Source organism: Pelagivirga sediminicola, assembly GCF_003072125.1.
Taxonomy (GTDB): Bacteria; Pseudomonadota; Alphaproteobacteria; order Rhodobacterales; family Rhodobacteraceae; genus Roseovarius; species Roseovarius sediminicola.
The window spans coordinates 73,808-99,570 of the sequence record NZ_QCYH01000003.1; the positions used below are offsets into that span (position 1 = coordinate 73,808).

Below are 25,763 nucleotides of genomic sequence, written 5' to 3' on the forward strand. Positions count from 1 at the left end.
GCCGCAGACGAAACAAGTTGTCGATGACGTCGCTGATCGACGTCATCTTTTTGCTGCTGCTGTTTTTCATGCTGACATCGACCTTTTCCAAGTTCTCGGAAATCGAGCTTTCGGCGGCTGGCGGCGGGGCGGGCGCATCCTCGGACCCGAGGCCGCTATTTGTGCAGCTGGGCGCCGAGGAGCTGACGCTGAACGGTGAACGGCTGGACCTGTCCGGGCTGGTGTCTGCCCTGCCGCACGAGGCGGGCGCGCCGGTGCCGCTGCTGATCTCGCTGCGGGGTGGCGTGACGTCTCAGCGGCTGACCGATCTGCTGGTCGCGCTGCGGCCCGCGCGGGGCGTGGCGCCGACGGTCCTGGGGGATACATGAGACGCGCGCGGGAAAAATCCCGGCGCGAGCCGACCATCGCGCTGATCAACATCGTGTTCCTGATGCTGGTCTTTTTCATGGTGGCAGGCACGCTGGCCCAGCCCCTGGACCGCGACATGAAGCTGATCCGCACGGCCGATCTGGAAGGGCGCGCGGCGCCCGATGCGTTGGTCATCCACGAGGACGCGACGCTGAGCTATCGCGGAACGCAGATCCTGTCGCCCGCGGCCTTCATGGCGCGGCAGGAGGACCGGGCGGCCCCTGCTGTCCGGCTGATACCCGACCGCGATCTGCCCGCCCGCGATCTGATCCGCATCACGCGCGAGTTGCGCAGCGCGGGGGCGGAGCGGGTTCTGATCGTTACCGAAAGGGGGCTGGAATGATTGCCGCGTCGCGCAGCCTCGGGGTGCTGGCCCTGGTTCTGGCGGTCGTCATTCACGCGGCTCTCGGCTGGGCGCTGATGGCGCAGGACGAGGTCGAGATGGAAGGCGGTGCCGGGGCGCAGGAGGCGCGGATCGGCACCAGCTTTGCCGATATGGCGGTGGGCACGCTGGAGGCGGTCGCGACCGAAGAGGTGATCGAGCCGGACGCGCTGGAGGCGCTACAGCCGATCCCCGCGGAACCTGTTGAGACGCCGCCTGTCTCCGAGCCGTTGGAGCCCGAACCGTTGACGTCTGAACCGGCAGAGGATGCTGCTGCGATGATTGCGACGCCGGAGCCGTCGCCCGTGCCGCCAGTCGAATCGGCGGAAGCGATAGCAGCCGAGGACGTTGTCGAAGCCGAGGAGGATCAGGCGGTGAGCCGGTCGCTCCGGCCCAAGCGGCGCAGCGCGGATTTCGAGAAAAAGAACGAGCAGGTTGTCAAAAAACCGGCGCCGAAGCCGGAAAAGCCGCGCCAGCCCAAGCCGCAACCGCGCGGCAATGCCGAACAGAATCAGGTTCGCGGTGCGGCGACGGGCAACGATCAGGCCGAGGCCGCAGATTCAGGCGCGGCGCAAGGCGCGGCGGCATCCTCGGGCAACGCGGCGGTGAGCAACTATCCGGGCCTTGTGATGAAGCGCCTGTCGCGGGTCGCTCGGCCACGGGTCGGCGCGCGCGGCACTGCGGTGGTGGCGTTTTCCGTGTCCGGCACAGGAGGTTTGGCCGGGGTATCTGTCGCGCGCAGCTCAGGATCGGGCGCACTGGACCGCGCGGCCGTCGGCATGGTGCAGCGGGCGGCGCCATTTCCGCCGCCGCCGCCGGGGGCGCAGCGCAGTTTCTCGATCAGCATCGAGGGCCGCTAGCCGCGCCCGCCCGGCGCAGGGGTTAATAAAGTGTAATGGTTACGGACTGTTAGAGGGAATGCGCAACCGGTTTGGGATTGACTCGGCGAACGGTTTCGCGTATAGGTTGTGACATGCTGGAAGAAGTGAGCGAGCGGCCCCGGGGGGTATTCCCCGGCGGTCGCTTTTTCATTTCGCGCGGGCGGTGGGGCAAGCAACGCAATCGCATGAGGCAGTGATCAAGAATGAGTTTGATAACACCCGAAGAGGGCCCTTCGGGTCTGAGCGCAACTGTCACCACGCTGGAGCGCCAGTTGCGCGGCATGTGCGAGGATCTGGAGGCCCTGTCAGAACAGGTCAGGGCGCAGCAGTTCGACGATATCAAGAGCCAGAGCCGGATACTGGGCGACATCCGGCAGTGGCTGAAAATGGCAATCGAAGCGGAGACACAACTTGAGCAACGCAAAAAGAAAGAGCAGGGGATCGTCAATGGATACGCGCTCGACATGGACGCCGCACGGGATTCGATCGGGTGCCGACTGGATCGCCTCAGAAGAGCCAGATGTCCGGGACGCTTTCCTAGATAGTCTGGACGAGGGCGAGCTGCTGGCGCTGCCCTATCTGTTCGAGTTCTGGGCGATGGAGCATCAGCTCCCGCCCGAGGGCGACTGGCGGTCCTGGGTGATCATGGGCGGGCGCGGCGCGGGGAAAACCCGCGCCGGGGCCGAGTGGGTGCGCAGCATGGTTGAGGGGGCGACGCCACTGGATGCCGGGCCATGCAGGCGGCTGGCGCTGGTGGGCGAGACGGTGGCGCAGGTTCGGGACGTCATGGTGTTCGGCGAGAGCGGGATACTGGCCTGCTCGCCGCCCGACCGGCGGCCTGAATGGCAAGCGACGAAGGGGCGTCTGGTCTGGCCCAATGGCGCGATTGCGCAGGTGTTCTCCGCGCATGAGCCGGAGGGGCTGCGCGGGCCGCAGTTTGACGGGGCCTTGGGTGGACGAGATGGCCAAGTGGAAAAAGGCGCGCGAGACGTGGGATATGTTGCAGTTTGCCCTGCGTTTGGGAGAGCGACCGAGGGTCTGCGTGACGACGACGCCGCGTAATGTGGGGGTGTTGAAGGAACTCTTAAAGTCGCCATCGACCGTCGTGACGAGCGCGCCAACCGAGGCGAACAAGGCGTTTCTGGCGGAAAGTTTTCTGGAGGAAGTGCGCGCGCGCTATGCCGGAACACGGCTGGGGCGGCAGGAGCTGGACGGTATTTTGATGGAGGATGCCGAAGGGGCGCTGTGGACGACCAGCGCGCTGGAGGCGGCGCGCGTGGATCTGGCGCCCCAGATGGACCGGATCGTGGTGGCGGTCGATCCGCCGGTGACGGGGGGCGCCAAGTCGGACGAATGCGGGATCGTCGTGGTCGGGGCTGTGACGCGCGGGCCGGTGCAGGACTGGCGCGCCTATGTGCTGGCGGATGCGTCTGTGAGTGCCGCTAGCCCCGCGAAATGGGCGGCTGCGGCGGTGCGGGCGATGCAGGATTGGGGGGCGGAGCGGCTGGTGGCGGAGGTCAATCAGGGGGGAGATATGGTGACGGAGGTGATCCGCCAGATCGACCCTATGGTGCCGGTCAGGGCCGTTCATGCGTCGCGTGGCAAGGTGGCGCGGGCGGAGCCTGTGGCGGCGCTGTATGAGCAGGGGCGCGTGCATCATATGCGGGGCTTGGGCGATCTGGAGGACCAGATGTGCGCAATGACGGTGCAGGGGTTCGAGGGCAAGGGCAGCCCGGACCGCGTCGATGCGTTGGTCTGGGCCTTGCATGAGCTGATGATTGAACCGGCGGCGAAGTGGCGACATCCGAGGGTGCGGGCGGTTTGACGGGTTTGAAGGGGGCGCAGCGGGTGATCGTTGCGCCCCTTTTTTGTTTGTCAGCGGTTCTTGGGTTCGGCCCATAGCGCCCAGAGGGCGAGCAGCGGGGCATCGCCGGAGTGCATGGCATGCAGGATGCCCGGCGGGTTGTAGAGCGAGCCGCCGATGCCGGGCTCGAACCAGTTGCCTTCGCCTTGCATGAACTGGCCGGGGCTGAGGACGAGGTAAGTCTCCTCGGGTGGGTGGGTGTGGTCGGGGTAGCGGATGTTGGGCGCGACCAGCGACATGCCGATCCAGACGTCGCTGCGCCGCTCGATGCCGCCGGGGCCGACGATGTAGGCGTTGGCGTGGTTTTCGGCAAAGCCCGGCCCGGCATTGGTGCAATCGCCGCTGCGGGGGCGCCATTGGAGGTCCGGCTCCAGCTTGGCGAATGTTTCGATCAGGCGGCGCAGGGACGGGTCAGCAAAATGCGCAAGGCCGGTCGCCTTGGCAAGATGAGCGCAGGCCGGGATCCGCGCGCCGGGGGTTTGTGACATCTCGCCGGGCGATTCGAGTGCGGTGAAGATGCGGTACAGCGAGGCTGTTGCGTCCGGGTGGGTCACATGCGCGGCGAAGGCAGCGCGGGCGGCGTCAAGGAAATCCGACAGGGATTCGGGTCGCATGGGCGGGCCTCCGTTTTGGACGAGGGTAGCGGCAGATTTTCTCGAATGCCAGTGTTTGCTGGTGTTTCAGACGTTGGGCGGGCCGGCGCGCGGTCCTGTTCAGATTTCTTAAACTTTTAGGTGTCTGATGCCTTCAACAGCGGATCAAGCGCAGTCGCCACGATCCGGCGCGAAACAGCAAGGAGAGCGGCAGATGATCATGGACTTCTTTCGGCAGGGCGCGGCGCAAGAGCAGCCAACGCCGCCCGAAGCCAAGGCAAGCGCGGCGGGCCGGGTCATGGCGTGGCACGGCGCGAACCGCGCTGTCTGGGGCGCGCGCGACAGCGGGACGCTGACGCGGCAGGGGTTCGCAGCCAATCCGGTGGGCTTTCGCTGCGTCAAGATGATCGCGGAAGCGGCGGCGTCCTTGCCCTTGGTCTTGCAGGATAGCGAGCAGCGGTTTGCCGAGCATCCGATGCTGACGCTGATGCGCCGCCCAAACCCGGCGCAGGGGCGGGCCGAGCTGCTGGAGGCGCTCTATGGGCAGCTGCTGTTGACCGGGAACGCCTATGTCGAGGCGGTGGGCGATGCGGCTGGCGCGCCGGTGGAGCTGCATGTGCTGCGTTCGGACCGGATGAGCGTGGTGCCGGGCAACGATGGCTGGCCGGTGGCCTATGAATATGCGGTGGCCGGGCGCAAGCATCGGTTTGATGTCAGCCAGGGTCACCCGGCGGTTTGCCATATCAAGAGCTTTCATCCGCAGGACGATCATTATGGGCTGTCGCCCATGCAGGCCGCGGCGCAGGCGGTGGATGTGCATAATTCGGCATCCCGCTGGTCCAAGGCACTGCTGGATAACGCGGCGCGGCCCTCGGGAGCGATTGTGTATCGCGGTGCCGAGGGTCAGGGCAGCCTGAGCACCGATCAGTACCAGCGTCTGGTGGACGAAATGGAGAGCCATCATCAGGGCGCGCGCAATGCCGGACGGCCGATGCTGCTGGAGGGCGGGCTGGACTGGAAGCCGATGGGATTCTCGCCCTCGGACATGGAGTTTCAGAAAACCAAGGAGAGCGCGGCGCGCGAGATCGCGCTGGCCTTCGGGGTGCCGCCGATGCTGCTGGGGGTGCCGGGGGACGCGACCTATTCGAACTATCAGGAGGCGAACCGGGCGTTTTTCAGGCTGACGGTTCTGCCGCTGGCGAGCCGTGTGGCGGCAAGCCTGTCGGACTGGCTGAGCGGGTTCGAGGGGCAGTGTCTGGAGCTGAAGCCGGATCTGGATCAGGTGCCCGCGCTGGCCGCTGAGCGGGATGCGCAATGGGCGCGGGTGGCTGGGGCCGATTTTCTGACGGAAGGCGAGAAACGGTCGCTGCTGGGGCTGCCCGCCCTGCCCGAACCTGGGTGCGCGGATGGATGAGGAGCGCAGGTCTGAACGTTATGGCTTTGAGGCGTTCGATTGTGCGCCGGCGCTGCGGCTGGAGGCGAACGAGCGGGTTGCCCTGTTGAAGTTTCAGGCGGTCGCGGAGCGGCAGAAGAAGCTGGAAGAGGCGATGGAACGGCTGGAGCGGCGGCTGTGGCTGGCGGTTTACGGGATAGCGGGCGCAATCGTGGCGCAGGCGTTGCAGCCGCTGATTGTGGCGCTGCCGTGAGGGTTTGAAAGGATGAGGTTTATGGATTTTGATACGGGGCTGGAGCGAAAATTCGCGCGGTTCGATGCGGATTTGACCGTCAAGGACGGTGTGGGGATCGAAGGCTATGCCAGCTATTTCGGCGATACCGATCAGGGCGGCGATGTGGTTGTGGCGGGTGCCTATGCCAGGTCGCTGGCGCGGCTGAGCGCCGAGAGCCGCCAAGTCAAGATGCTGTGGCAGCACGATCCGGCGCAGCCCATCGGCGTCTGGGACGAGGTGCGCGAGGACAAGCGCGGGCTATACGTCAAGGGGCGTCTGCTGGAGGCCGTGGGCCGTGGCCGAGAGGCGGCCGCGCTGATCGGCGCGGGCGCGATTGACGGGCTGAGCATCGGTTATCGCACGGTGCGGGCGACAAAGAATGACAAGGGCCAGCGGCTCTTGCAGGAACTGGAGCTTTGGGAGGTGTCGTTGGTGACGTTCCCCATGCTTCCCAGTGCGCGGGTGGCGGCCAAGGGCGATTCCCTGGATGGCGGCGATCTGCGTGAATTGGCGGCGACGTTCAGTGCCGCGGGCCGGGAACTGGCGCGCGGATAACGCCGGGCAAAGAGACACCAGAACAAGGAGCAGGTGATGAGTGAAACCGGAAATTCCGGTGCCGGGAAAGGTGTGTCCGATGGGCACGCGCCGGTGGCCGAAGTGAAGTCTGCCGTGGCGGGCTTTGTGGACGAATTGAAGGGCTTTCAGGCCCGGATCGAAGAACGACTGAAACAGCAAGAAGAGAAGATGACCATGATTGAGCGTAAATCCTTTGTGCCTGCACGTCCTGTTCTGGCGGGCGGCAATGACGGCCCTGCCCCGCATCAGAAGGCATTCAACGCCTATCTGCGCTCGGGCGACGATGACGGGCTGCGCGGCCTGGAGCTGGAAGGCAAGGCGCTGGGCACCACCATCGCCGGCGATGGCGGCTATCTGGTGGACCCGCAGACGGCGGGCGCGATCAAGTCGGTGCTGAGCAGCACGGCGTCGATCCGGGCGATTGCCAATGTCGTGGCGGTCGAGGCGACCAGCTTTGACGTGCTGATCGATCATGGCGATGTCGGCCATGGCTGGGCAACCGAGACGGCGGGCGTGACCGAGACAGCGACACCCGGCATTGACCGTATCACCATCCCGCTGCACGAGCTGAGCGCGCTGCCCAAAGCGTCGCAGCGTTTGCTGGACGATTCGGCCTTTGACATTGAGGGCTGGCTGGCTGGCCGAATCGCCGACAAGTTTGCGCGGGCCGAGGCGGCGGCGTTTGTCATGGGCAACGGTGTGGACAAGCCGACCGGTTTCCTGACCAAGCCGACGGTCGACAACGACGTCTGGACCTGGGGCAATCTGGGCTATGTGCCGACCGGCGCCGATGGCGATTTCAACGGTGCAGATGCGGTCATTGATCTGGTCTATGCGCTGGGGGCGCAATACCGCGCCAATGCCAGCTTTGTCATGAACTCGAAAACGGCGGGTTCCTTGCGCAAGATGAAGGATGCCGATGGCCGGTTCCTGTGGTCCGACGGTCTGGCGGCGGGCGAGCCTGCGCGTCTGCTGGGCTATCCTGTGCTGATCGCCGAGGACATGCCGGATATGGCCAGCGGTTCGCTGTCGGTGGCGTTCGGTGATTTCGGTGCGGGCTATACCGTGGCCGAGCGCCCGGACCTGCGCGTTCTGCGCGATCCCTTCAGCGCCAAGCCGCATGTGCTGTTCTACGCGACCAAGCGCGTCGGCGGTGATGTCAGCGACTATGCGGCGATCAAGCTGCTGAAATTCGCGACCTCTTAAGCGAGGCGCGGATCGGGCGGGGGGATTTGCCCTCGCCCGGGGCGTGCGCCGCCAGTCACTTGATGCGTTGTCCAGCTGCTCCCCTCCGTCCGAGCAACGTGGGCGGCGCGCGCCTGAACCACCGGAGGGATCCGGGACTGAAGCGTTTCGAAATAGCCCTGGTTCAGGGATGGCTCGAAACGCCGCACACCGCGTGAACGTTGCGCAGCGTTTCGCAAAAACCATGACCCAAGCTTTCTGCGAAACGCTTAATCGGAGTTATTCCATGATGTTGATTGAAGAAACCGCCGTGCCCGAGACCGCCTTGCCGGTGGCCCAGTTCAAGGCGCATTTGCGGCTGGGCACCGGGTTTTCGGACGATGATGTGCAGGATGCGGTGCTGACCAGTTTTCTACGGGCGGCGATTGCGTCGATCGAGGCGCGCACCGGCAAGGTGCTGATCGAGCGGATATTCTCGTGGGAGTTGGTTGCGTGGCGTACCGGCTATGGTCAGGCGCTGCCGGTGGCACCGGTCAAGGCGATCGAGGATGTGGTGCTGCGCCATATGTCGGGTAGCGAGGAGATCGCCGATCCGGCGCATTTCCGGCTGGAGAAGGACACGCATCGCCCGCGCTTGATGCCGGTGGGCACGGTTTTGCCGCCGGTGCCGTCGGGCGGCGCTGTGGTGGTTCGGTTCCGCGCTGGCATGGGCGCGGTGTGGGGCGATCTGCCGGCCGATCTGGGTCAGGCGGTGCTGCTGCTGGCGGCGCATTATTACGAATATCGCGCCGATACGGCGCTGGGCGGCGGGTGCATGCCTTTTGGTGTGACCAGCCTGATTGAGCGCTATCGCACCGTTCGGATGCTGGGCGGGGGGGTGATGTGATGAAGCATATCAACCTCAACCGGCATCTGGTGCTGGAAGCGCCTGAGCGGGTTGCCGATGGTGCGGGCGGATTTGCCGAGACATGGCAGCCGATTGGCGAAGTCTGGGCCGAAATCATCGCGCGCACGGGGCGCGAGGTGACGGAGGGCGCGGCGCAGGTTTCCAGCACCGGGTATAAAATCACGGTTCGCGCGGCGCCCTGGGGTGCGCCCTCGCGCCCAAAGCCCGAGCAGCGGCTGCGCGGCGGCGGCCGGATTTTCAGGATCGAAGCGGTGACGGAACGCGACCCTTTGGGCCGCTACCTGACCTGCTATGCGCAAGAGGAGGTGGCGGTATGAGCTATGGCGGATCGGCAGCGCTACAGGCGGCGGTTTACGGGCAGTTGATTGGCGATGCGGAGCTGTCCGCGCTGGTCGGCGGGGCGATTTACGATGCGCCGCCGGCGGGCGCCTTGCCCTCGCTTTACGTGACATTGGGGCCGGAGGATGTGCGTGACCGGTCGGACGGCACGTCTGGTGGCGCTTGGCATCGGTTCACGGTGTCAGTGGTCAGCGATGCGGCTGGTTTTGCAGCGGCCAAGCAGGCGGCGGCGGCGGTGGGCGATGCGCTGACGGATGCGGAACTGAGCCTCGACCGGGGGTATCTGGTGGCGCTGAATTTCTACCGGGCGCGGGCGCGGCGGGATGGATCACTGCGGCGGATCGATCTGACGTTTCGGGCGCGGGTTCAGGACACGGTTTAATCAATATTAGCGGAGACAAGACATGGCAGTTCAAAACGGCAAGGACCTGTTGATCAAGGTCGATCTGACGGGCGACGGTAACTTTGAATCGGTGGCGGGGCTGCGCGCGACGCGCATCAGCTTCAACGCCGAAAGCGTGGATGTGACCAGCCTGGAGAGCGCGGGCGGCTGGCGCGAATTGCTGGGCGGTGCCGGCGTCAAATCGGCGGCGATCAGTGGTTCGGGCATTTTCCGCGATGCGGATTCGGATGAACGGACGCGGCAAATCTTCTTTGATGGTGAAACGCCCGCCTTTCAGGTGGTGATCCCTGATTTCGGCATCATCGAGGGGCCGTTTCAGGTGACGTCGATTGAATATGCCGGCACGCATGACGGTGAGGCGACCTATGAGCTGTCGCTGGCATCGGCAGGCCGCATGATTTTCACGGCGATCTGAGATGGCAAACCCATGGGCAGGTGAGGTGGCACTGATCATCAACGGCGAGCGGCGCGTGCTGAAGCTGACTTTGGGCGCCTTGGCCGAGCTGGAAGCAGGGCTGGCAGCGGGATCGTTGGTAGATCTGGTCGAGCGGTTCGAGGCGGGCGGGTTTTCGACGCGTGATGTACTGGCGTTGATCGTCGCGGGGCTGCGCGGCGGCGGCTGGCAGGGGTCCGCCGGCGATCTGATCGCCGCCGAGATCGAAGGCGGGCCGCTGGCGGCCGCCCGCGCGGCGGCAGAGCTGCTGGCGCGGGCCTTCATGCTGCCGGAGGCGCAATGAGCGGGTTTGACTGGCCCAGACTGATGCAGGCGGGCCTGCGCGGGCTGGGCCTCAAGCCCGCCGAATTCTGGTCGCTGACCCCGGCCGAGCTGCGGCTGATGCTGGGCGAGGCGCAGGGGGCCGCGCCGCTGGAGCGCGGCCGCCTCGAGGCATTGATGCAAGCCTATCCCGATACGCGAGGAGAGAACGATGAGTGACAGTGAAGACTTGGGCGCGCTGGACGCGCAACTGGAGGCGTTGGACGGGTCTTTGGGCGCGGCGACCGATATGGCGGCGGCGTTCAATGCGGAACTGGGGCGCGTGCGCGGCACGTTCGAGCGGACCGGCTATGACGTGGCGACGCTGGACCGGGGGATGAGCCGGGGGTTGCGGCGCGCGATTCAGGGCGCGGTTGTGGATGGCGACAGTCTGTCGACATCGCTGCGCACGCTGGCCAATTCAATGATCAACACGGCGTTCAACGCCGCGGTGAAACCGGTGACGGATCATGTTGGCGGGCTGCTGGCGAGCGGGGTTGGCAGCCTCGTGGGCGGGCTGATGCCGTTTGCGAACGGGGCGAGTTTTTCGCAGGGCCGCGTGCAGCCCTTTGCCAGTGGCGGAATCGTCAGTGGGCCCGTGACCTTTCCGATGCGGGGCGGCACCGGCCTGATGGGAGAGGCCGGGCCGGAGGCGATCATGCCGCTGGCGCGGGGCGCTGACGGCAAGCTGGGCGTGCGCGGCGGGGGCGGCGGCAATGTGAGCGTGGTGATGAATATTTCCACACCTGATGCCGAAGGGTTCCGGCGCAGTCAGGGCCAGATCGCGGCTCAGATGAGCCGGGCCATCGGGCGCGGTCAGCGCAATCGGTAAGGGAGAAAAACGATGGGTTTTCACGAAGTGAGATTTCCGGCGAACCTGAGCTTTGGCTCGGTCGGGGGGCCTGAGCGGCTGACCGACGTGGTGACGCTGGCCAACGGGTTCGAGGAGCGCAACACGCCCTGGCAACATTCGCGGCGGCGCTATGATGCGGGCGTGGCGATGCGGGGGCTGGACGATATCGAAAAGCTGATCGCGTTTTTCGAGGCGCGGCGCGGGCAAATCCACGGCTTTCGCTGGAAGGACTGGGCCGACTACAAATCCGGCGGCGCGCGGCTGGATGTGGCGTATGAAGACCAGCTGATCGCGTTCGGCGACGACGTGACCCCTTCGTTCCAACTGGTCAAGACTTACCGCTCGGGCGAGCATGAATATACGCGCCCCATCGCCAAGCCGGTTCGCGGAACCGTCAAGATCGGCATCGGCGGCGACGAGCAAAAGGAGGGCGTGCATTACGAGGTCGATACCGCGACCGGACTGGTGACATTCATGCACCCGCCGAATGACGGCGAACGCATCACCGCGGGATTCGAGTTTGACGTGCCCGTGCGTTTTGACACGGACCGGATCATGGTCAGTGTCGCCAGCTTTCAGGCCGGTGACGTTCCGAACGTGCCGGTGGTGGAGATCCGGGTATGAGCGGGCTGAACGCGGGGCTGCGCGCGCATCTGCAGACGGCCGTGACCACGACCTGCCGCGCCTGGGCGCTGACGCGCAAGGACGGCACGGTGCTGGGATTTACCGATCACGATGGGCCGCTGACCTTCGGTGGAATCACGTTCCGCGCCGATACCGGGCTGAGCGCGCTTGCGATTCAGCAGACCACGGGCCTGTCGGTGGACAACACCGAGGCGCTGGGCGCGCTGTGCGATGCGTCGATCCGCGAGGAGGATATCGAGGCCGGACGCTATGACGGGGCCGAGATCCGCGCATGGCTGGTCAATTGGCATGACGTGTCGCAACGCCATATGCAATTCCGCGGCACGATCGGCGAATTGCGTCGCTCGGGCGGGGCGTTCGAAGCGGAGCTGCGCGGGCTGACCGATGTGCTGAACCGGCCCTTGGGGCGGGTGTATCAAAAGCCGTGTTCCGCCGTCCTGGGCGACCGGGCATGCGCTTTTGATACGTCGACCTCCGGCTATTCCAAGGACACCAGGGCCGCCGCAATCGAGGAGCGCCGCGTATTTCATTTCGACGCGTTTGCCGGGTTCGATGCGGGGTGGTTTCAATTCGGACGGCTGGTCGTGCTTGCGGGCGCTGCCGAAGGGCTGAGCGGCATGATCAAGCGTGACCGCATGGACGGCGCGCGACGCGTGATCGAGCTGTGGCATCCGCTGCGCGCGGATGTGCGGCTGGCGGATCTTCTTCGACTTGAGGCGGGGTGTGACAAACGGGCGGAGACGTGCAGGCTCAAGTTTCAGAACCTTATTAATTATCAGGGGTTTCCTGACATTCCAGGCGATGATTGGTCGATCTCGGACCCGTCCAAGGCGGGCAGTCTGAACGGGGGGAGTCGGCGATGAGCGACGCCTTGCAGTTTCGCATTGTCAGCGCCGCGCGCGACTGGATCGGGACGCCCTATCTGCATCAGGCATCTTGCAAGGGGGCCGGGACGGATTGTCTGGGCCTCCTGCGCGGCGTCTGGCGCGAGGTTCTGGGGGCCGAGCCGGAGGTGCCGCCGGCCTATTCGATGGACTGGTCCGAACCTGCGCGCATCGAAGCGCTATGGCAGGCCGCGCAGCGGCATCTGGTCCCCAAGCCCCGCAGCGATGAGGCGCCGGGCGACGTTCTGCTGTTCCGCATGCGCGATGGCGCGGTCGCCAAACATCTGGGCATCGCCGGGCGCGTGGGTGCGGATGCCAGCTTTGTTCATGCCTATTCGGGCCATGCGGTTGTCGAAAGCCCGCTCAGCCTGCCCTGGCGGCGCCGGATCGTGGCGCGGTTCACATTTCCCGAGGAGCGTATCTGATGGCGACTATTCTATTATCTGCTGCCGGTGCGGCCATTGGCGGATCAGTTGGCGGCACGATCGCGGGGCTGTCGATGGCGGCAGTGGGGCGTTTTGCCGGGGGTATCATCGGCCGCTCGATCGACCAGCGGCTTCTGGGCCAAGGCTCGGACGTGGTGGAATCGGGGCGCGCTAGCCGGTTGCGCCTGACCGGATCGGGCGAGGGCGATGCCATTGCGCAGGTTTACGGACGCATGCGCGTGGCCGGGCAGATCATCTGGGCGACAGAGTTCCGCGAGGAGGTCAGCACATCACGCGCGGGCGGTGGCAAGGGCGCGCCCAAGGGACCGACGGTGCGGCAGTTCAGCTATTCGGTCAGCATCGCGCTGGCGCTGTGCGAGGGCGAGATCAGCCATGTCGGCCGTGTCTGGGCGGACGGCAGCGAAATTGCGCGCGACAGTCTGGCGATGCGTGTCTATACCGGCACGCGCGATCAGCTGCCCGATCCCAGGATCGAGGCGGTCGAGGGCGCGGGCAGCGTTCCGGCCTATCGCGGCACGGCCTATGTGGTGATCGAGGATCTGGACCTGGGCGAGTATGGCAACCGGGTGCCGCAATTCACGTTCGAGGTGACGCGCCCGTCGCAGTCGGCGCAGGATCCTGATGGGCTGGATCCGGCACGCTCGGTGCGGGCTGTTGCGCTGTTGCCGGGCAGCGGTGAGTATGCGCTGGCCACGACCCCTGTGACGATGAATTTCGGGCCGGGTTCGTCGCAACTGGCGAATGTGAACACGCCGTCGGGCAAATCCGATTTCCTGACATCCTTGGACAACATGACGGGCGAATTGCCGCTGTGCCGCGCGACCTCGCTGGTGGTCAGCTGGTTTGGCAACGATCTGCGCTGCGGCGCGTGCAGCCTGCAGCCTAAGGTGGAGCAGGCGCAATTTGATTCTAGCAACATGCCGTGGCAGGTGGCCGGCCTGACGCGCAAAACAGCGCCGCAGGTGCCGAAGACCGGCGATGGCGCCGCGATCTATGGCGGCACGCCGACGGATGCGTCCGTGATCGAGGCGATCGAGGCGCTGAAGGACGCCGGGCAGGATGTGATGTTCTATCCGTTCATCCTGATGGATCAGATCGGCGGCAATAGCCTGCCCGACCCCTACAGCAATGCAGACAGCCAGCCGCCGCTGCCGTGGCGGGGACGTATCACGCTGTCAGATGCACCCGGCCGCGCGGCAAGCCCTGACGGCACCGCGCAAGCGGATGCCGAGGTGGCCGCGTTCTTTGGCACGGCGTCGGCTGCGGATTTTGAAACCGGGAAAGAAGAGGCGCCGCCGCCCGTGTTTGATGGATCCGCGAAAGAGGGGAACTTCTTTCAATGGATGCGACAGGCCACACCCGTTGACAGCGGGCCGGTCCGATACAGTGGACCGGAGGAGTGGGGCTATCGGCGGTTCATTTTGCATAATGCCGCCCTGTGCGCTGCCGCGGGCGGCGTCGAGAGCTTTTGCATCGGCTCGGAAATGCGCGGGCTGACGCAGATCCGCAGCGCGAATGGCGGTTTTCCCGCCGTCGAGGCATTGATCGAGCTGGCGGCCGAAGTGCGTGCGCTGCTGGGGCCTGACGTCAAGATCGGCTATGCTGCGGACTGGTCCGAGTATTTCGGCTATCAGCCGCAGGATGGGACGGGCGATCGTTATTTCCATCTGGATCCGCTATGGGCGGATGAGAATATCGATTTCATCGGAATCGACAATTACATGCCGCTTTCGGATTGGCGCGATGGCACAGACCATGCGGATGCGAAATGGGACTCGATCTATAATCTGGATTATCTCAAAGCCAATATCGAGGGCGGCGAAGGTTATGATTGGTTCTATCATTCCCCCGAAGCGACCGAGGCGCAAATTCGCACGCCCATCACGGATGATGAATATGGCGAGCCGTGGGTCTGGCGCTACAAGGACATCCGCAACTGGTGGCTGAACGGGCATCACGACCGGATTGACGGCGTGCGCGTGTCCCAGCCCAGCGCGTGGGTGCCGCAATCCAAACCCATCAGGTTTACCGAGATCGGCTGCGCTGCTGTGGACAAGGGGACCAATGAGCCGAACAAGTTTGTCGATGTGAAATCGTCGGAATCGGCGCTGCCCAAGTTCTCCGATGGACGGCGGGACGACCTGATCCAGCGGCAATATCTGCGCGCGATGCGCAGTTACTGGACCGATCCGGCCCATAATCCGGTATCGCAGGAATACGGCGCGCCGATGATCGATATGGACCGGGCGCATGTCTGGGCGTGGGACGCGCGGCCGTTTCCGTTCTTTCCCAACAATCAGACCTTGTGGGATGATGGACGCAACCATGCGCGCGGACATTGGATTACCGGGCGCACATCGGCGCTGTCATTGGCGACACTGGTCGAGGAGATCGCCGGGCGCGCGGGTCTGACGCAGCTGGATACATCGCGGCTGCATGGCTGGGTCAGTGGTTATGCCGTGGACCAGGTGGGCGACGCGCGGTCGGCGCTCCAGCCGCTGATGCTGCGCTACGGGTTTGACGCGATCGAGCGGGATGGCTTCTTGATCTTTCGCATGCGCGACGGGCTGCCCGATGCGCAGATCGCGATGGATCATCTGGTCCGCGATGATGAAACCGGCACGCGTCTGGACGAAACGCGCGCCAGCGCGGTCGAGATCGCGGGGCGCGTGCGCTTGCGCTTTGTCGAAGCTGACGCGGATTTCGACGTCATCGCCGAAGAGGCCGTGCTGCCGGATGACGCAACGCACGCCGTCTCGACATCCGAGGTGCCGCTGGCGATGACCCGCGCGGAGGGGCGCGCCGTGACCGAACGTTGGCTGTCGGAGGCGCGCGTCGCCACCGATACCGTTCGGCTGACGCTGCCCCCTTCGCAGTTGGCGCTGGGCGCGGGCGATGTCATCGCGCTCGACGAAGACGGCGGCAAGGGGCTTTTCCGTATCGACCGGGTCGAGCAGATGGGAAATGCCCAGCGCATCGACGGCGTTCGGATCGAACCAGAGAGCTATCGCCCGCTGGAAATGGCCGACAACGCGCCTTCGGTCAGGCCGTTTGTGCCGCCCGTGCCGGTGCTGCCCTTCTTTCTGGACCTGCCGTTGATGAGCGGTGACGAGGTGCCGCATGCGCCGCATCTGGCGGTGACGGGTCAGCCCTGGCCGGGCACGGTGGCGCTGCACGTGTCGGGCAGTGATGCGAACTATCGGCTGGACAGCCTGATCGAAGCGCGCGCTACGATCGGTATCTTGGAGACGTCGCTTGCGCCCGCGCCTGCGGGACATTTCGACAATGGCGCGCCGCTGACGGTGCGGATGCTGTCAGGGCGACTGGAAAGCGTGGAGGAGGCCGCGCTTTTGAACGGGGCGAACCTGTGTGCCGTCGGCGATGGCACGCCGGACGGATGGGAGCTGATGCAGTTTCGAGATGCCGTTCTGGTGGGGCCGGACACCTATCTGCTCAGCCGCCGTTTGCGTGGCCAATTGGGCACCGAGAGCGCGGGCCAAAGCGGCTGGCCCGAGGGCAGCTTTGTCGTGCTGCTGGACGGTATCCCGCGGCAGATCGACCTGCCGGACACGATGCGCAGGCGCGCGCGGCATTACCGGATCGGGCCGGCGGGGCGGTCTGTGGATGATCCGTCCTATCAGCACGCGGTGGCCGCATTCGAAGGCGTCGGCCTGCGGCCCTACAGCCCGGCGCATCTGCGGGCAGCGGTGCAACAGGACGGCACGGTTGCCGCCATCTGGATCCGGCGGACGCGAATCGACGGCGACAGGTGGGATACGCCAGAAGTGCCGCTGGGCGAGGAAAGCGAAAGCTATCTTTTGCGCGTGATCAAGGACGGCGCTGTGCTGCACGAAACGATTCTGACCGCGCCGGAGTGGCATTATGATCCGGCGATGCAGGCCATGGACGGCGCCACTATGCCGTTCGAGGTTCATGTCGCGCAAATCTCGGCCAAATTCGGGCCGGGCGTCTTTGCACAGGCGGTTGCGGGAGGCTGAGATCAGGCGGCTTTGGCGCAAGGCAGGCTTGACAAGGCGCGGTTGGGGCGAGACCCGGCCGCGCCTTTTTCTCGGCCGGTTTGACCGTATTTGACTCCATTGCGTTTTGCCATTGCCGCACACGTGCTATATTGAGCCGCAAGAAAAAGGAGCTCGATCATGGCTAAATCGCACGCAAAGCTGACCGAATGCGATCCCGTCTGGACCCAGATCACGACCGAAGCGGGCAGCGCCGTGAAGGACGAGCCGTTGATGGGCGGCCTGGTTCATTCCAGTATTCTGCACCACAAGACGCTGGAATCATCGCTGGCCTATCGCACGTCCATGAAGCTGGCCTCGAACGAGCTGCCAGAACAGATCCTGCGCGAGATATGCGATGGCGCCTATCGCGGCGACCCGGCGATCGGCACTGCCGCGAGGGCGGATATCGTGGCAGTATATGACCGCGATCCTGCCTGCGACCGCTACATCCTGCCGCTGCTCTTCTTCAAGGGTTTTCAGGCACTTCAGGCGTATCGGGTGGCCAACTGGCTGTGGCGCGAAGGACGGCGCGACATGGCGCGTTTCTTTCAGATGCGCGTGTCGGAGGTGTTCGGCGTCGATATTCACCCGGCCGCACGTATCGGCAAGGGTATCATGATCGACCACGCCCACAGCATCGTCATCGGTGAGACTGCGGTCGTTGGCGACAACGTGTCTATGCTGCATTCCGTCACGCTGGGCGGCACCGGCAAGGAAGAAGAGGACAGGCATCCCAAGATCGCGGATGGCGTCCTGATCGGCGCCGGCGCCAAGGTTCTGGGCAACATCAAGATCGGCCATTGCAGCCGGATCGCAGCCGGCTCGGTCGTGCTGGCCGAGGTGCCGCCCTGCAAGACCGTGGCCGGGGTCCCCGCGAAGATCGTGGGCGAGGCTGGCTGCGATCAGCCATCGGTCAGGATGGATCAACTGTTGGGCGTGCGTTGAGTTACATCTGATCGCGAGTGTGAATATCTGATGCAAACAGGGCGAATATTGAATTCGCCCCATTTGCGTTTATCGCGCCGTTCCCGACCCTTAGTAGAGGTTATCGTAGAATGTGGACAACGCATTGTGACGCGTCGACATCGCGTTGCTTGCGGCGCTGTTAAGCGGGGCGCTGGATGTACTGCCACCGATCGGAATGGTGACACCCAGCCGGATCGAATCGACATCTGTATTTCGTCCGACCGGGTCTATCGTCGTGCGCGCGAATTCCAGCGAAACTTGCGCGGGCACTCTGGCGATCTGGCTGAAATCATACCCCACGCCCAGCCCATATGACGTGGAATCGATGTTAAGCGCGGCAAAATCCATATGGCTGATCCCGGCAAACACGCTGAAACCATTGGCAAAATCATGATTGGTTCCAACCCCCATACTGGTCACCTTCGTATCCGCCAGCGCCGAGTCGATATCACTGCGCATCCAGTGGGCGGCAAATGTGGTGTAGGTTGTTGGTGTGTAGCCCACATTCAGGCCATAATCCGTCCAGTCCGACGTGGCGCCGACGATGGCAGTCGCGTCGGTTCCGCCATAAAACAGCTTGGCCTGCACCAACGGGCCGTCGTAACCGCCCGTCAAGCCGTAGGAGGTCGCGTTGATATCGCGTCCGAGCAGGCCGTTGCTGTCCAGACTGGCGTATTCCAGATAGATGCCGACCACGGGCCCAGTATACAACGTGTAATTCAGCACCCCGCCGATGTCGAACACGCCTGCGTTGCCGCCGCGATCGGGATTCGCATGCTTTAGCGCCCCGTCCAAGTCCAGGCTGAAACCGTTCTGGAATCCCAATGTGCCTGCGCCGTCAAGCGACAGGCTGTTCACGTCGGGGCGCCCGCCGGAGACGGAGGAATATGCGTATCCCAGCGTGGCCAAACCGGTAATGTCCTGCGCCAAACCCGCGCAGGGCAGTGTCAGCAGGGCGCACGCGACCAGACTGCTCGTTCTGATTTTCATGATGCTCACCTCAGGGTATTTGTTTTTTGTTATTGAGGTCAGTGAATCACGGAGTGGGTAGCAAGTTCAAGCTCTCGTTTTAGTCAGGGCGGGCGGCAGCCTCCCCCGGTCAGGCCAGCATCACCATCGGATTTTCCAGGTTCTCAACGATGTGCTTCAACAGCTCGGCGCCCAGCGCGCCGTCGATCACCCGGTGATCCACGCTTAGCGTCACGGACATCACCGTTGCGACCGCCAGTTCGCCATCTTTGCCGACAACGGGTTTCTTCACCCCCGCACCAACGGCCAGAATGGCGCCGTGGGGCGGGTTGATGACCGCGTCGAAATTGTCGATCCCGAACATGCCGAGGTTGGACACCGCGAAACTGCCGCCTTGATATTCATGCGGCGCCAGCTTGCGATCGCGCGCGCGGGCGGCCAGATCCTTCATCTCGGCGGAGAGCGCCGACAGGGACTTCATGTCGGCATCTTTCAGAACCGGGGTGAACAGCCCACCCTCGATCGCGACGGCGACCGCCACGTCGGACGGCTTGAGCTGGAGCACCCGGTCACCCGCCCAGACGGCGTTGGCCGTCGGCACCGATTGCAGGGCCAGCGCGCAGGCCTTGATGATGAAATCGTTGACGCTCAGCTTGACGCCGCGCCCCTCAAGCTGCTTGTTCAGGTCGCTGCGGAACTTCAGCAGCGCGTCCAGCCGGATATCGCGGCGCAGGTAGAAATGCGGCACGGTCTGCTTGGCCTCGGTCAGGCGGGCGGCGATGGTCTTGCGCATGCCGTCCAGCTTGACCTCCTGATACTCGCGCCCCTCATACATCTTGGCAACAGCCTCCGCGGACTGGCCGACCTTGGCCGGCTGCGTCGCGGCGGGTGCACCAACGGCGTCCGCCTCGGCCGCTTTGGCCTGTTTCGCGGGTGCGGCGCTGGCGCCTTCGACATCTGCCTTGACGATGCGGCCATGCGGGCCCGAGCCGCTGATCCCGCTCAGGTCCAGCCCCTTGTCCGCGGCGATCCGGCGCGCGAGGGGCGAGGCAAAGATGCGCTTGCCGTCGGCATCCTTGGGCGCGGCGGGCGCTTCGACGGCGGGCTCTTCGGTATCGGCCTCTTCGGTGTCGGGCGCTTCGGTTTCGGGCGCGGATTTCTTCGGCTCGTCCTTGGCGGGCGCGGCTTTCTTGTCGGCGCCGGACGTGTCGATATCATCCGCGCTTTCGCCCTCTTCCAGCAGCACGGCGATGGCGGTGTTTACCTTGACCCCCTCGGTGCCGGCCTCGATCAGGATCTTGCCGATGGTGCCCTCGTCCACGGCCTCGAATTCCATCGTCGCCTTGTCCGTCTCGATCTCGGCCAGCAGATCGCCGGAGGATACGGTATCGCCCTCCTTGACCAGCCATTTGGCCAGCGTGCCCTCCTCCATCGTCGGGGACAGCGCGGGCATCAGGATTTCTGTCGGCATCGCGTTCTCTCCTTAACGGTAGGTGACTTTGTGAACCGCGTCCAAGACCTCTTTGGTCGAGGTCAGGGCCAGCTTTTCAAGGTTCGCGGCATAGGGCATCGGCACGTCCTTGCCCATGCAGTTGATGACCGGCGCGTCGAGGTAATCGAACGCGCGCTCCATCAGGATGGCCGAGATGTGGTTGCCGATGGACGCCACCGGCCAACCCTCTTCGACGGTCACGCAGCGGTTGGTTTTCCGAACGCTGGCGATGACGGTTTCATAGTCGATGGGGCGCAGGGTGCGCAGGTCGATCACCTCGGCAGAGATGCCGTCCTCGGCCAGCTTTTCGGCCGCCTCCAGTGCGTAGGTCATGCCGATGCCAAAGCTGACGATGGTCACATCCTCGCCCTCGCGCCAGATGCGGGCCTTGCCGAACGGGACGGTGAAATCATCCAGCACCGGCACGTCAAAGGATTTGCCGTAAAGGATTTCGTTTTCCATAAAGATCACCGGGTTCGGATCGCGGATCGCGGATTTCAACAGGCCCTTGGCGTCCGAGGCCGAGTAGGGCTGCACCACCTTGAGGCCCGGAATATGCGCATACCACGCGGCATAGTCCTGGCTGTGCTGGGCGGCGACGCGGGCGGCGGCGCCGTTCGGACCGCGGAAGACGATGGGACAGCCCATCTGGCCGCCCGACATATACAGCGTCTTGGCCGCCGAGTTGATGATCTGGTCGATCGCCTGCATGGCGAAGTTCCAGGTCATGAATTCCACGATGGGCCGCAAGCCGCCAAAGGCTGCGCCGACGCCGATCCCGGCAAAGCCGTGCTCGGTGATGGGCGTGTCGATCACCCGCCGCGCGCCGAATTCCTCCAGCAGGTTCTGGGTGATCTTGTAGGCGCCCTGATACTCAGCCACCTCCTCGCCCATGATGAACACCTCGTCATTCTCGCGCATTTCCTCGGCCATGGCGGCATTCAGCGCCTCGCGCACGGTCTGCTTTTTCGTCTCCGTGCCTTCGGGCCAGTCGGGGCTGCGGTCCGGCTCGGGCGCCTTGGGCTCGGCTGGCTTCGATGCGGGCTTCTCGGCTTTCGGCTCGGGCTTTTCGGACTTTTGCTCCGGCTCCGGCGCTGCGTCCTTCTTGGGCGCGTCCGAGATGTCGTCGGCGCTTTCGCCCTCTTCCAGCAGCACCGCGATGGGCGAGTTCACCTTGACCCCTTCGGTGCCGGCCTCGATCAGGATCTTGCCGATGGTGCCCTCGTCCACGGCCTCGAATTCCATCGTGGCCTTGTCGGTCTCAATCTCGGCGATGATATCGCCCGAGCTTACGGTATCGCCTTCGCTCACCAGCCATTTGGCCAGCGTTCCCTCTTCCATCGTGGGGCTGAGGGCGGGCATGAGAATTTCTGTCGGCATGTATCTTGCTCCTCAGGCTTTCTGCGGCACGGCTTCGGCGTAGACATCCGTCCACAGCTCGGCTTCGTCCGGCTCGGGGCTGTCCTTGGCGAATTCGGCCGATGCGTTGACGATCTTCTTGATGTCCTTGTCGATGGCCTTCAGATCGTCCTCGGTCGCGTGCTTGCCGGTCAGCAGCAGGTCGCGCACATGCTCGATGCAATCCTTTTCGTCGCGCATCTTCTGCACTTCCTCGCGCGTGCGATACTTGGCCGGATCCGACATCGAATGGCCGCGATAGCGATATGTCTTGATCTCAAGGATATACGGGCCCTTGCCGGCGCGGCAATGCGCCACCGCCTTTTCGCCGGCCTCCTTGACGGCCAGCACGTCCATGCCATCCACCGCCTCGCCGGGGATGCCGAACGCCTCGCCGCGCTTGTAAAGATCGGGGGTGGAGGTGGAGCGTTTCTGAGCCGTGCCCATCGCGTACTGGTTGTTCTCGATCACGAAGACCACCGGCAATTCCCAAAGGGCCGCCATGTTGAACGTCTCGTACACCTGCCCCTGGTTCGACGCGCCATCGCCGAAATAGGTGAAGGTCACGCGATCATTGCCGCGATACTTGTCGGAAAACGCCAGCCCCGCACCCAGGGGCACGTTGGCCCCCACGATGCCGTGCCCGCCGTAGAAATGCTTTTCCTTCGAAAACATGTGCATCGAGCCGCCCTTGCCGCGGCTATAGCCATCTTCGCGGCCGGTCAGCTCGGCCATGACGCCGTTCGGGTCCATTCCGCAGGCCAGCATATGACCGTGATCGCGGTAGGTGGTGATGCGCTTGTCGCCCTCTTCGGCAACGGCCTCAAGCCCGACGACGACGGCCTCCTGCCCGATATAAAGGTGACAAAAACCGCCAATCAGGCCCATCCCGTATAGCTGCCCCGCCTTTTCCTCGAATCGCCGGATCAGCAGCATGTCGCGATAATACGCTTTCAGATCGTCCGCAGAAGCGTTTGATTTGCTTGATTTCTTTTTGGCAGCCATTGGCGAGAGCCCCCTTGGTTGACCTGTTTTAACCCGATAGTTTAACGCTAAACTATACACGGCACAAACAGTTGACGGGATCGCGCGGCGATTTGCAACAGTCAGGTCGGGGGGGGATCAGCGAATGACAATCTCGTCGTTGCGCAGCAGACCGATGACCGAACGCGCCTGCTCGTCCAGCAGGTCGAGGTCAAGATAGGTGTCCGACAGCCGCCGCGTCAAGTTTTCCATCACCGCGATTTCCGCGTTCAGCTCATCCAGCTGCGCCTGAAGCGTTTCCGCCTCTGCCTCGATCTCGGCCCGGCTGAACAAACCGAAATCACCCTGAACGGCGGCGAACGTGAAATAAGTGCCCAGCGCGAACGCGATGGCGAAATAAACGAACACGCCCAATGCGGGCTTTTTACGATGGTTCACTGCACTTGCCTCGTTGCCTTGGGCCTCTGCCGGGCCTTGCGGGCACACTGACACAGACAACCCGGCATTGGAATCCCCTTCTGGCATGGCGTGGCAAGTGAGCGCCGGGCGTTGCAATCTTGCGTCGGGACCGCGTAAAATACAGCCGTAACAGGAGAGTTGCCGATGTCCAGTTCCCGGCCCCATCACATGACGGACACCCATGAGGTCATGAACCAGCCCGCCCCGCGCGGCGATCTGGACCTGTGGGAGGGCGATCCGGCCCTGCGCGATCACGCGGGCGCCGCCGACGGCGCCCATCTGGGCCAATATGGCCGCAAGATCGGCCGACTGGCCATGCGCGAGGCGGCGATGGAGGCAAACCGCCACCCGCCGGAGGCGCAGCTGTTCGACACGGGCGGCAGGCGTCTGGACGAGGTGACGTATCACCCGACCTATCACATGCTGATGCAGGCGGGGCTGGGCGCAGGCTATGCCGCGCTGCCGTGGGAGGGGGCGACAGGCGGCCATTCCACCCACGCCGCGATGGTCTACATGACCAGCCAGGTCGAGCCGGGGGTCTGCTGCCCCATGACCATGACCTACGCCGCCGTTCCGGCGCTGCGCGCATCCCGGCCGCTATTCGATGAATGGGTGCCGAAACTGACCGCGCGCCTTTACGATCCCGCCGTGGCGCCGCTGGCGCGCAAGGCGGCGGCGACGCTGGGCATGGCCTTGACCGAAAAGCAGGGCGGCTCGGATCTTGGCGGCACCACGACAACCGCGGTGCGCGACGGCGACGCCTATCGCCTGCGCGGGCATAAATGGTTCTGCTCGGCGCCGATGTCGGACGGGTTCGTCACGCTGGCGCAGGCCCCCGGCGGGCTGACCGCGTTCCTCGTGCCGCGCTGGCCGGAAGGGACGCGCAACAACATCCATATCCTGCGGCTCAAGAACAAGCTGGGCAACCGCTCGAACGCGCTGGCGGAGATCGAATATGCCGATGCGCTGGCGTATCCGCTGGGCGACGAAGGCGACGGCATCCGCCGCGTGATCAAGATGATCCACCACACAAGGCTGGACACCGCGCTGGCGCCCGCCGGGCTGATGCGCGCGGCCCTTGGCGCGGCGCATCACTGGTGCGCCCATCGCAGCGTGGCGGGCGCGCAGCTGATCGACCAGCCGCTGATGCGCTCGGTTCTGGCGGACCTTGCGCTTGACTGGGAGGGCGCGCTGGCGCTCGGCATGGCGGTGGCACGGGCCTTTGACGGCAGCGGCGAGCGCGACCGCGCCTTTGCCCGGCTGGGTGTGGCACTGGCCAAGTTTCTGGGCAACCGGCTGTGCCCCACCGTCGTGGGCGAGGCGATGGAGTGCCTTGGCGGCATGGGCTATATCGAGGATACCGGCCTGCCGCTGCTTTACCGCGAGGCGCCGCTGAATTCGATCTGGGAAGGGTCGGGCAATGTCATCTGCCTCGACATCCTGCGCACCTTGCGCAGCGTGCCTGCGGCGGGCGAGGTTCTGAGCGATATGCTGGCCCAGGTCACGGGCGAGTATCGCCGCTATGACGCCGCGCTGCGGGCGCATATGGGCCGCTTTCCCCGCCTGCCCGAGGAAGGTCAGGCGCGCTGGTATGCCAGCAGCCTTGCCACGCTTCTGACCGCGTCGGTCCTGATCCGGGGCGCGCCGCCGGCCATCGCCGAGGCCTATATCGCCACCCGCCTTGCGGGCGAGCGTGGCAGCGTGCCGGGCGCCATCGCGGGCGTCGATACCGCCGCGATCCTGGCGCGGCTGGGCTGACGGCCCCGGCCCGCGGCTTATCCGGCGACGGACGCCGCGTGGATGCTGTCGATCGTGGCGCCGATGGCTGCATTGAACTCGGCATCCGTCTGATCCGCCGACAGCCCCTCGGTCAGCGCGCGGCTGAAGCTGGCCACGATGCCGGTATTCTGTGCAAGGCGGCGGTTGGCCTCCTCGCGGGAATATCCGCCGGACAGGGCGACGACGCGCATCACCGCAGGATGATCGACCAGCGCCTTGTAATGGTTCGCCGTCTCCGGCAGCGTCAGCTTCAGCATCACCTCGGTGCCCTCCGGCAGTGCGGCCAGATGGCGGCGCAGCGCCTCCAGAAGCAGCGCTTCGGCCTCGGCCTTGTCGTCGATCGAGATGGTCACTTCCGGCTCGATGATGGGGATCAGACCGTGCGACAGGATCTGCTTGCCGATCTCGAACTGCTGCGCGACCACGGCCTCGATCCCGCTGGCCGATGCCGCGTCGATGACCGAGCGCATCTTGGTGCCGAAAATGCCCGCCTTTGCCGCCCGCGCGCACAGCGCGTCCAGATCCGGCATCGGCTTCATCAGGCGCACGCCGTCCGCCTCGTCCTTCAGACCCTTGTCGACCTTCAGGAACGGCACGACGCCGCGCTCTTCCCACAGATAGCTCGCCGATGGCTTGCCGCCGATATCGCGATCCATCGTCATCTCGAACAGGATCGCGCCCAGCACCTTGTCGCCGTTGAAATCCGGTGCCTGCGCGATGCGCGACCGCATGGCGTGGATCATGTCGAACATCTCGGCCTCGCCCGAATAGGCGCTTTCGGGCACGCCGTAGAGCGCCAGCGCCTTGGGGGTCGAGCCGCCCGACTGGTCCAATGCGGCGACAAAACCGTTCCCGGCGCGAATTTTCTCTGCTTGGGCTGCGTTGGGCATCATCTGGCTCCGCTCGATAC

The 25,763-nt window shown here is 64.8% G+C and carries 28 protein-coding genes and 1 pseudogene; 22 read left to right on the plus strand and 7 right to left on the minus strand.

What is annotated here, in order from left to right; all coding sequences use genetic code 11:
• Nucleotides 1-17: 17 nt before the first annotated feature.
• The 5 genes and pseudogenes from DC366_RS06645 (at nt 18) to DC366_RS20455 (ending at nt 3,496) form a co-directional block, all read left to right on the plus strand.
• Nucleotides 18-368, plus strand: coding sequence for a biopolymer transporter ExbD (locus tag DC366_RS06645; protein ID WP_108691436.1), 351 nt, complete (start codon nt 18-20; stop codon nt 366-368).
• On the plus strand, nt 365-751 hold the full coding sequence (locus DC366_RS06650) for an ExbD/TolR family protein (protein ID WP_108691437.1): 387 nt from the start codon (nt 365-367) through the stop codon (nt 749-751). Before DC366_RS06645 ends, DC366_RS06650 begins: the two co-directional genes overlap by 4 nt.
• On the plus strand, nt 748-1,650 hold the full coding sequence (locus DC366_RS06655) for an energy transducer TonB family protein (RefSeq protein ID WP_108691438.1): 903 nt from the start codon (nt 748-750) through the stop codon (nt 1,648-1,650). The genes DC366_RS06650 and DC366_RS06655 overlap by 4 nt, the downstream gene beginning before the upstream one ends.
• A gap of 224 nt (nt 1,651-1,874) precedes the next feature.
• Nucleotides 1,875-2,216, plus strand: coding sequence for a hypothetical protein (locus DC366_RS06660; protein ID WP_108691439.1), 342 nt, complete (start codon nt 1,875-1,877; stop codon nt 2,214-2,216).
• Nucleotides 2,119-3,496 (plus strand): annotated as a pseudogene (locus tag DC366_RS20455) (DNA-packaging protein). The gene DC366_RS06660 and the pseudogene DC366_RS20455 overlap by 98 nt, the downstream one beginning before the upstream one ends.
• 50 nt (nt 3,497-3,546) lie before the next feature.
• Here the strand turns inward: DC366_RS20455 and DC366_RS06670 are convergent.
• Complete coding sequence (locus tag DC366_RS06670) at nt 3,547-4,149, minus strand: dimethylsulfonioproprionate lyase family protein (protein ID WP_108691440.1); 603 nt, start codon at nt 4,147-4,149, stop codon at nt 3,547-3,549.
• Between the two features lie 193 nt (nt 4,150-4,342).
• Between DC366_RS06670 and DC366_RS06675 the strand changes: the two genes are divergently transcribed.
• The 16 genes from DC366_RS06675 to cysE all read left to right on the plus strand — a co-directional run bounded on the left by DC366_RS06675 (nt 4,343) and on the right by cysE (nt 17,751).
• On the plus strand, nt 4,343-5,542 hold the full coding sequence (locus DC366_RS06675) for a phage portal protein (protein WP_108691441.1): 1,200 nt from the start codon (nt 4,343-4,345) through the stop codon (nt 5,540-5,542).
• The gene (locus tag DC366_RS06680; RefSeq protein WP_108691442.1) at nt 5,535-5,774 is read left to right on the plus strand and encodes a GTA head formation protein, RCAP_rcc01685 family; all 240 of its coding nucleotides are present in this window, start codon (nt 5,535-5,537) and stop codon (nt 5,772-5,774) included. The genes DC366_RS06675 and DC366_RS06680 overlap by 8 nt, the downstream gene beginning before the upstream one ends.
• Nucleotides 5,775-5,795: 21 nt before the next feature.
• On the plus strand, nt 5,796-6,350 hold the full coding sequence (locus tag DC366_RS06685; RefSeq protein ID WP_108691443.1) for an HK97 family phage prohead protease: 555 nt from the start codon (nt 5,796-5,798) through the stop codon (nt 6,348-6,350).
• Nucleotides 6,351-6,386: 36 nt separating this feature from the next.
• A complete protein-coding gene (locus DC366_RS06690; RefSeq protein WP_108691444.1) occupies nt 6,387-7,577 on the plus strand; it encodes a phage major capsid protein in 1,191 nt (396 codons plus the stop codon).
• A 265-nt stretch (nt 7,578-7,842) separates the two neighbouring features.
• Complete coding sequence (locus DC366_RS06695) at nt 7,843-8,442, plus strand: head-tail connector protein (protein WP_108691445.1); 600 nt, start codon at nt 7,843-7,845, stop codon at nt 8,440-8,442.
• Nucleotides 8,442-8,780 (plus strand): phage head closure protein, encoded by a 339-nt coding sequence (locus DC366_RS06700; protein ID WP_108691446.1) that lies wholly within the window; start codon nt 8,442-8,444, stop codon nt 8,778-8,780. Before DC366_RS06695 ends, DC366_RS06700 begins: the two co-directional genes overlap by 1 nt.
• Nucleotides 8,777-9,184 carry a DUF3168 domain-containing protein gene (locus DC366_RS06705; protein ID WP_108691447.1) on the plus strand — a complete coding sequence of 136 codons (408 nt, stop codon included), beginning with the start codon at nt 8,777-8,779 and terminating at the stop codon, nt 9,182-9,184. Before DC366_RS06700 ends, DC366_RS06705 begins: the two co-directional genes overlap by 4 nt.
• A 22-nt stretch (nt 9,185-9,206) precedes the next feature.
• Entirely contained in the window at nt 9,207-9,620 is a 414-nt protein-coding gene (locus tag DC366_RS06710; protein ID WP_108691448.1) for a phage major tail protein, TP901-1 family, read from the plus strand.
• 1 nt (nt 9,621) lies between these two features.
• Entirely contained in the window at nt 9,622-9,942 is a 321-nt protein-coding gene (locus DC366_RS06715) for a gene transfer agent family protein (protein ID WP_108691449.1), read from the plus strand.
• A complete protein-coding gene (locus DC366_RS06720) occupies nt 9,939-10,139 on the plus strand; it encodes a rcc01693 family protein (RefSeq protein WP_108691450.1) in 201 nt (66 codons plus the stop codon). Before DC366_RS06715 ends, DC366_RS06720 begins: the two co-directional genes overlap by 4 nt.
• Nucleotides 10,132-10,791, plus strand: a complete 660-nt coding sequence (locus tag DC366_RS06725) for an RcGTA-type gene transfer agent tail tape measure protein (protein WP_108691451.1) — start codon at nt 10,132-10,134, stop codon at nt 10,789-10,791. The genes DC366_RS06720 and DC366_RS06725 overlap by 8 nt, the downstream gene beginning before the upstream one ends.
• A gap of 12 nt (nt 10,792-10,803) precedes the next feature.
• Nucleotides 10,804-11,436, plus strand: a complete 633-nt coding sequence (locus DC366_RS06730) for a DUF2460 domain-containing protein (protein WP_108691452.1) — start codon at nt 10,804-10,806, stop codon at nt 11,434-11,436.
• Nucleotides 11,433-12,320 carry a phage/gene transfer agent baseplate hub protein gene (locus DC366_RS06735; RefSeq protein ID WP_108691453.1) on the plus strand — a complete coding sequence of 296 codons (888 nt, stop codon included), beginning with the start codon at nt 11,433-11,435 and terminating at the stop codon, nt 12,318-12,320. The genes DC366_RS06730 and DC366_RS06735 overlap by 4 nt, the downstream gene beginning before the upstream one ends.
• A complete protein-coding gene (locus tag DC366_RS06740; protein ID WP_108691454.1) occupies nt 12,317-12,766 on the plus strand; it encodes a C40 family peptidase in 450 nt (149 codons plus the stop codon). Before DC366_RS06735 ends, DC366_RS06740 begins: the two co-directional genes overlap by 4 nt.
• The gene (locus tag DC366_RS06745) at nt 12,766-16,785 is read left to right on the plus strand and encodes a baseplate multidomain protein megatron (protein WP_108691455.1); all 4,020 of its coding nucleotides are present in this window, start codon (nt 12,766-12,768) and stop codon (nt 16,783-16,785) included. Before DC366_RS06740 ends, DC366_RS06745 begins: the two co-directional genes overlap by 1 nt.
• A 159-nt stretch (nt 16,786-16,944) precedes the next feature.
• A complete protein-coding gene (gene cysE / locus DC366_RS06750; RefSeq protein WP_108691456.1) occupies nt 16,945-17,751 on the plus strand; it encodes a serine O-acetyltransferase in 807 nt (268 codons plus the stop codon).
• A 90-nt stretch (nt 17,752-17,841) separates the two neighbouring features.
• On the opposite strand, the gene DC366_RS06755 is transcribed toward cysE, so the two are convergent.
• The 5 genes from DC366_RS06755 to DC366_RS06775 all read right to left on the minus strand — a co-directional run bounded on the left by DC366_RS06755 (nt 17,842) and on the right by DC366_RS06775 (nt 23,053).
• Nucleotides 17,842-18,762: a hypothetical protein gene (locus DC366_RS06755; protein ID WP_133176177.1), complete on the minus strand. Its 921-nt coding sequence runs from the start codon at nt 18,760-18,762 to the stop codon at nt 17,842-17,844.
• 109 nt (nt 18,763-18,871) lie between these two features.
• Nucleotides 18,872-20,212 carry a pyruvate dehydrogenase complex dihydrolipoamide acetyltransferase gene (locus DC366_RS06760; protein ID WP_108691458.1) on the minus strand — a complete coding sequence of 447 codons (1,341 nt, stop codon included), beginning with the start codon at nt 20,210-20,212 and terminating at the stop codon, nt 18,872-18,874.
• Nucleotides 20,213-20,224: 12 nt separating this feature from the next.
• Nucleotides 20,225-21,613: a pyruvate dehydrogenase complex E1 component subunit beta gene (locus DC366_RS06765; RefSeq protein ID WP_108691459.1), complete on the minus strand. Its 1,389-nt coding sequence runs from the start codon at nt 21,611-21,613 to the stop codon at nt 20,225-20,227.
• Between the two features lie 12 nt (nt 21,614-21,625).
• Complete coding sequence (pdhA, locus tag DC366_RS06770; protein ID WP_108691460.1) at nt 21,626-22,636, minus strand: pyruvate dehydrogenase (acetyl-transferring) E1 component subunit alpha; 1,011 nt, start codon at nt 22,634-22,636, stop codon at nt 21,626-21,628.
• Nucleotides 22,637-22,753: 117 nt separating this feature from the next.
• Nucleotides 22,754-23,053 (minus strand): FtsB family cell division protein, encoded by a 300-nt coding sequence (locus DC366_RS06775; protein WP_243405059.1) that lies wholly within the window; start codon nt 23,051-23,053, stop codon nt 22,754-22,756.
• A gap of 165 nt (nt 23,054-23,218) precedes the next feature.
• Between DC366_RS06775 and DC366_RS06780 the strand changes: the two genes are divergently transcribed.
• Entirely contained in the window at nt 23,219-24,832 is a 1,614-nt protein-coding gene (locus tag DC366_RS06780; protein WP_108691462.1) for an acyl-CoA dehydrogenase family protein, read from the plus strand.
• A gap of 17 nt (nt 24,833-24,849) precedes the next feature.
• Here DC366_RS06780 and DC366_RS06785 read toward each other — a convergent pair whose 3' ends face one another.
• The gene (locus DC366_RS06785) at nt 24,850-25,743 is read right to left on the minus strand and encodes a fructose bisphosphate aldolase (protein WP_108691705.1); all 894 of its coding nucleotides are present in this window, start codon (nt 25,741-25,743) and stop codon (nt 24,850-24,852) included.
• Nucleotides 25,744-25,763: the final 20 nt, after the last annotated feature.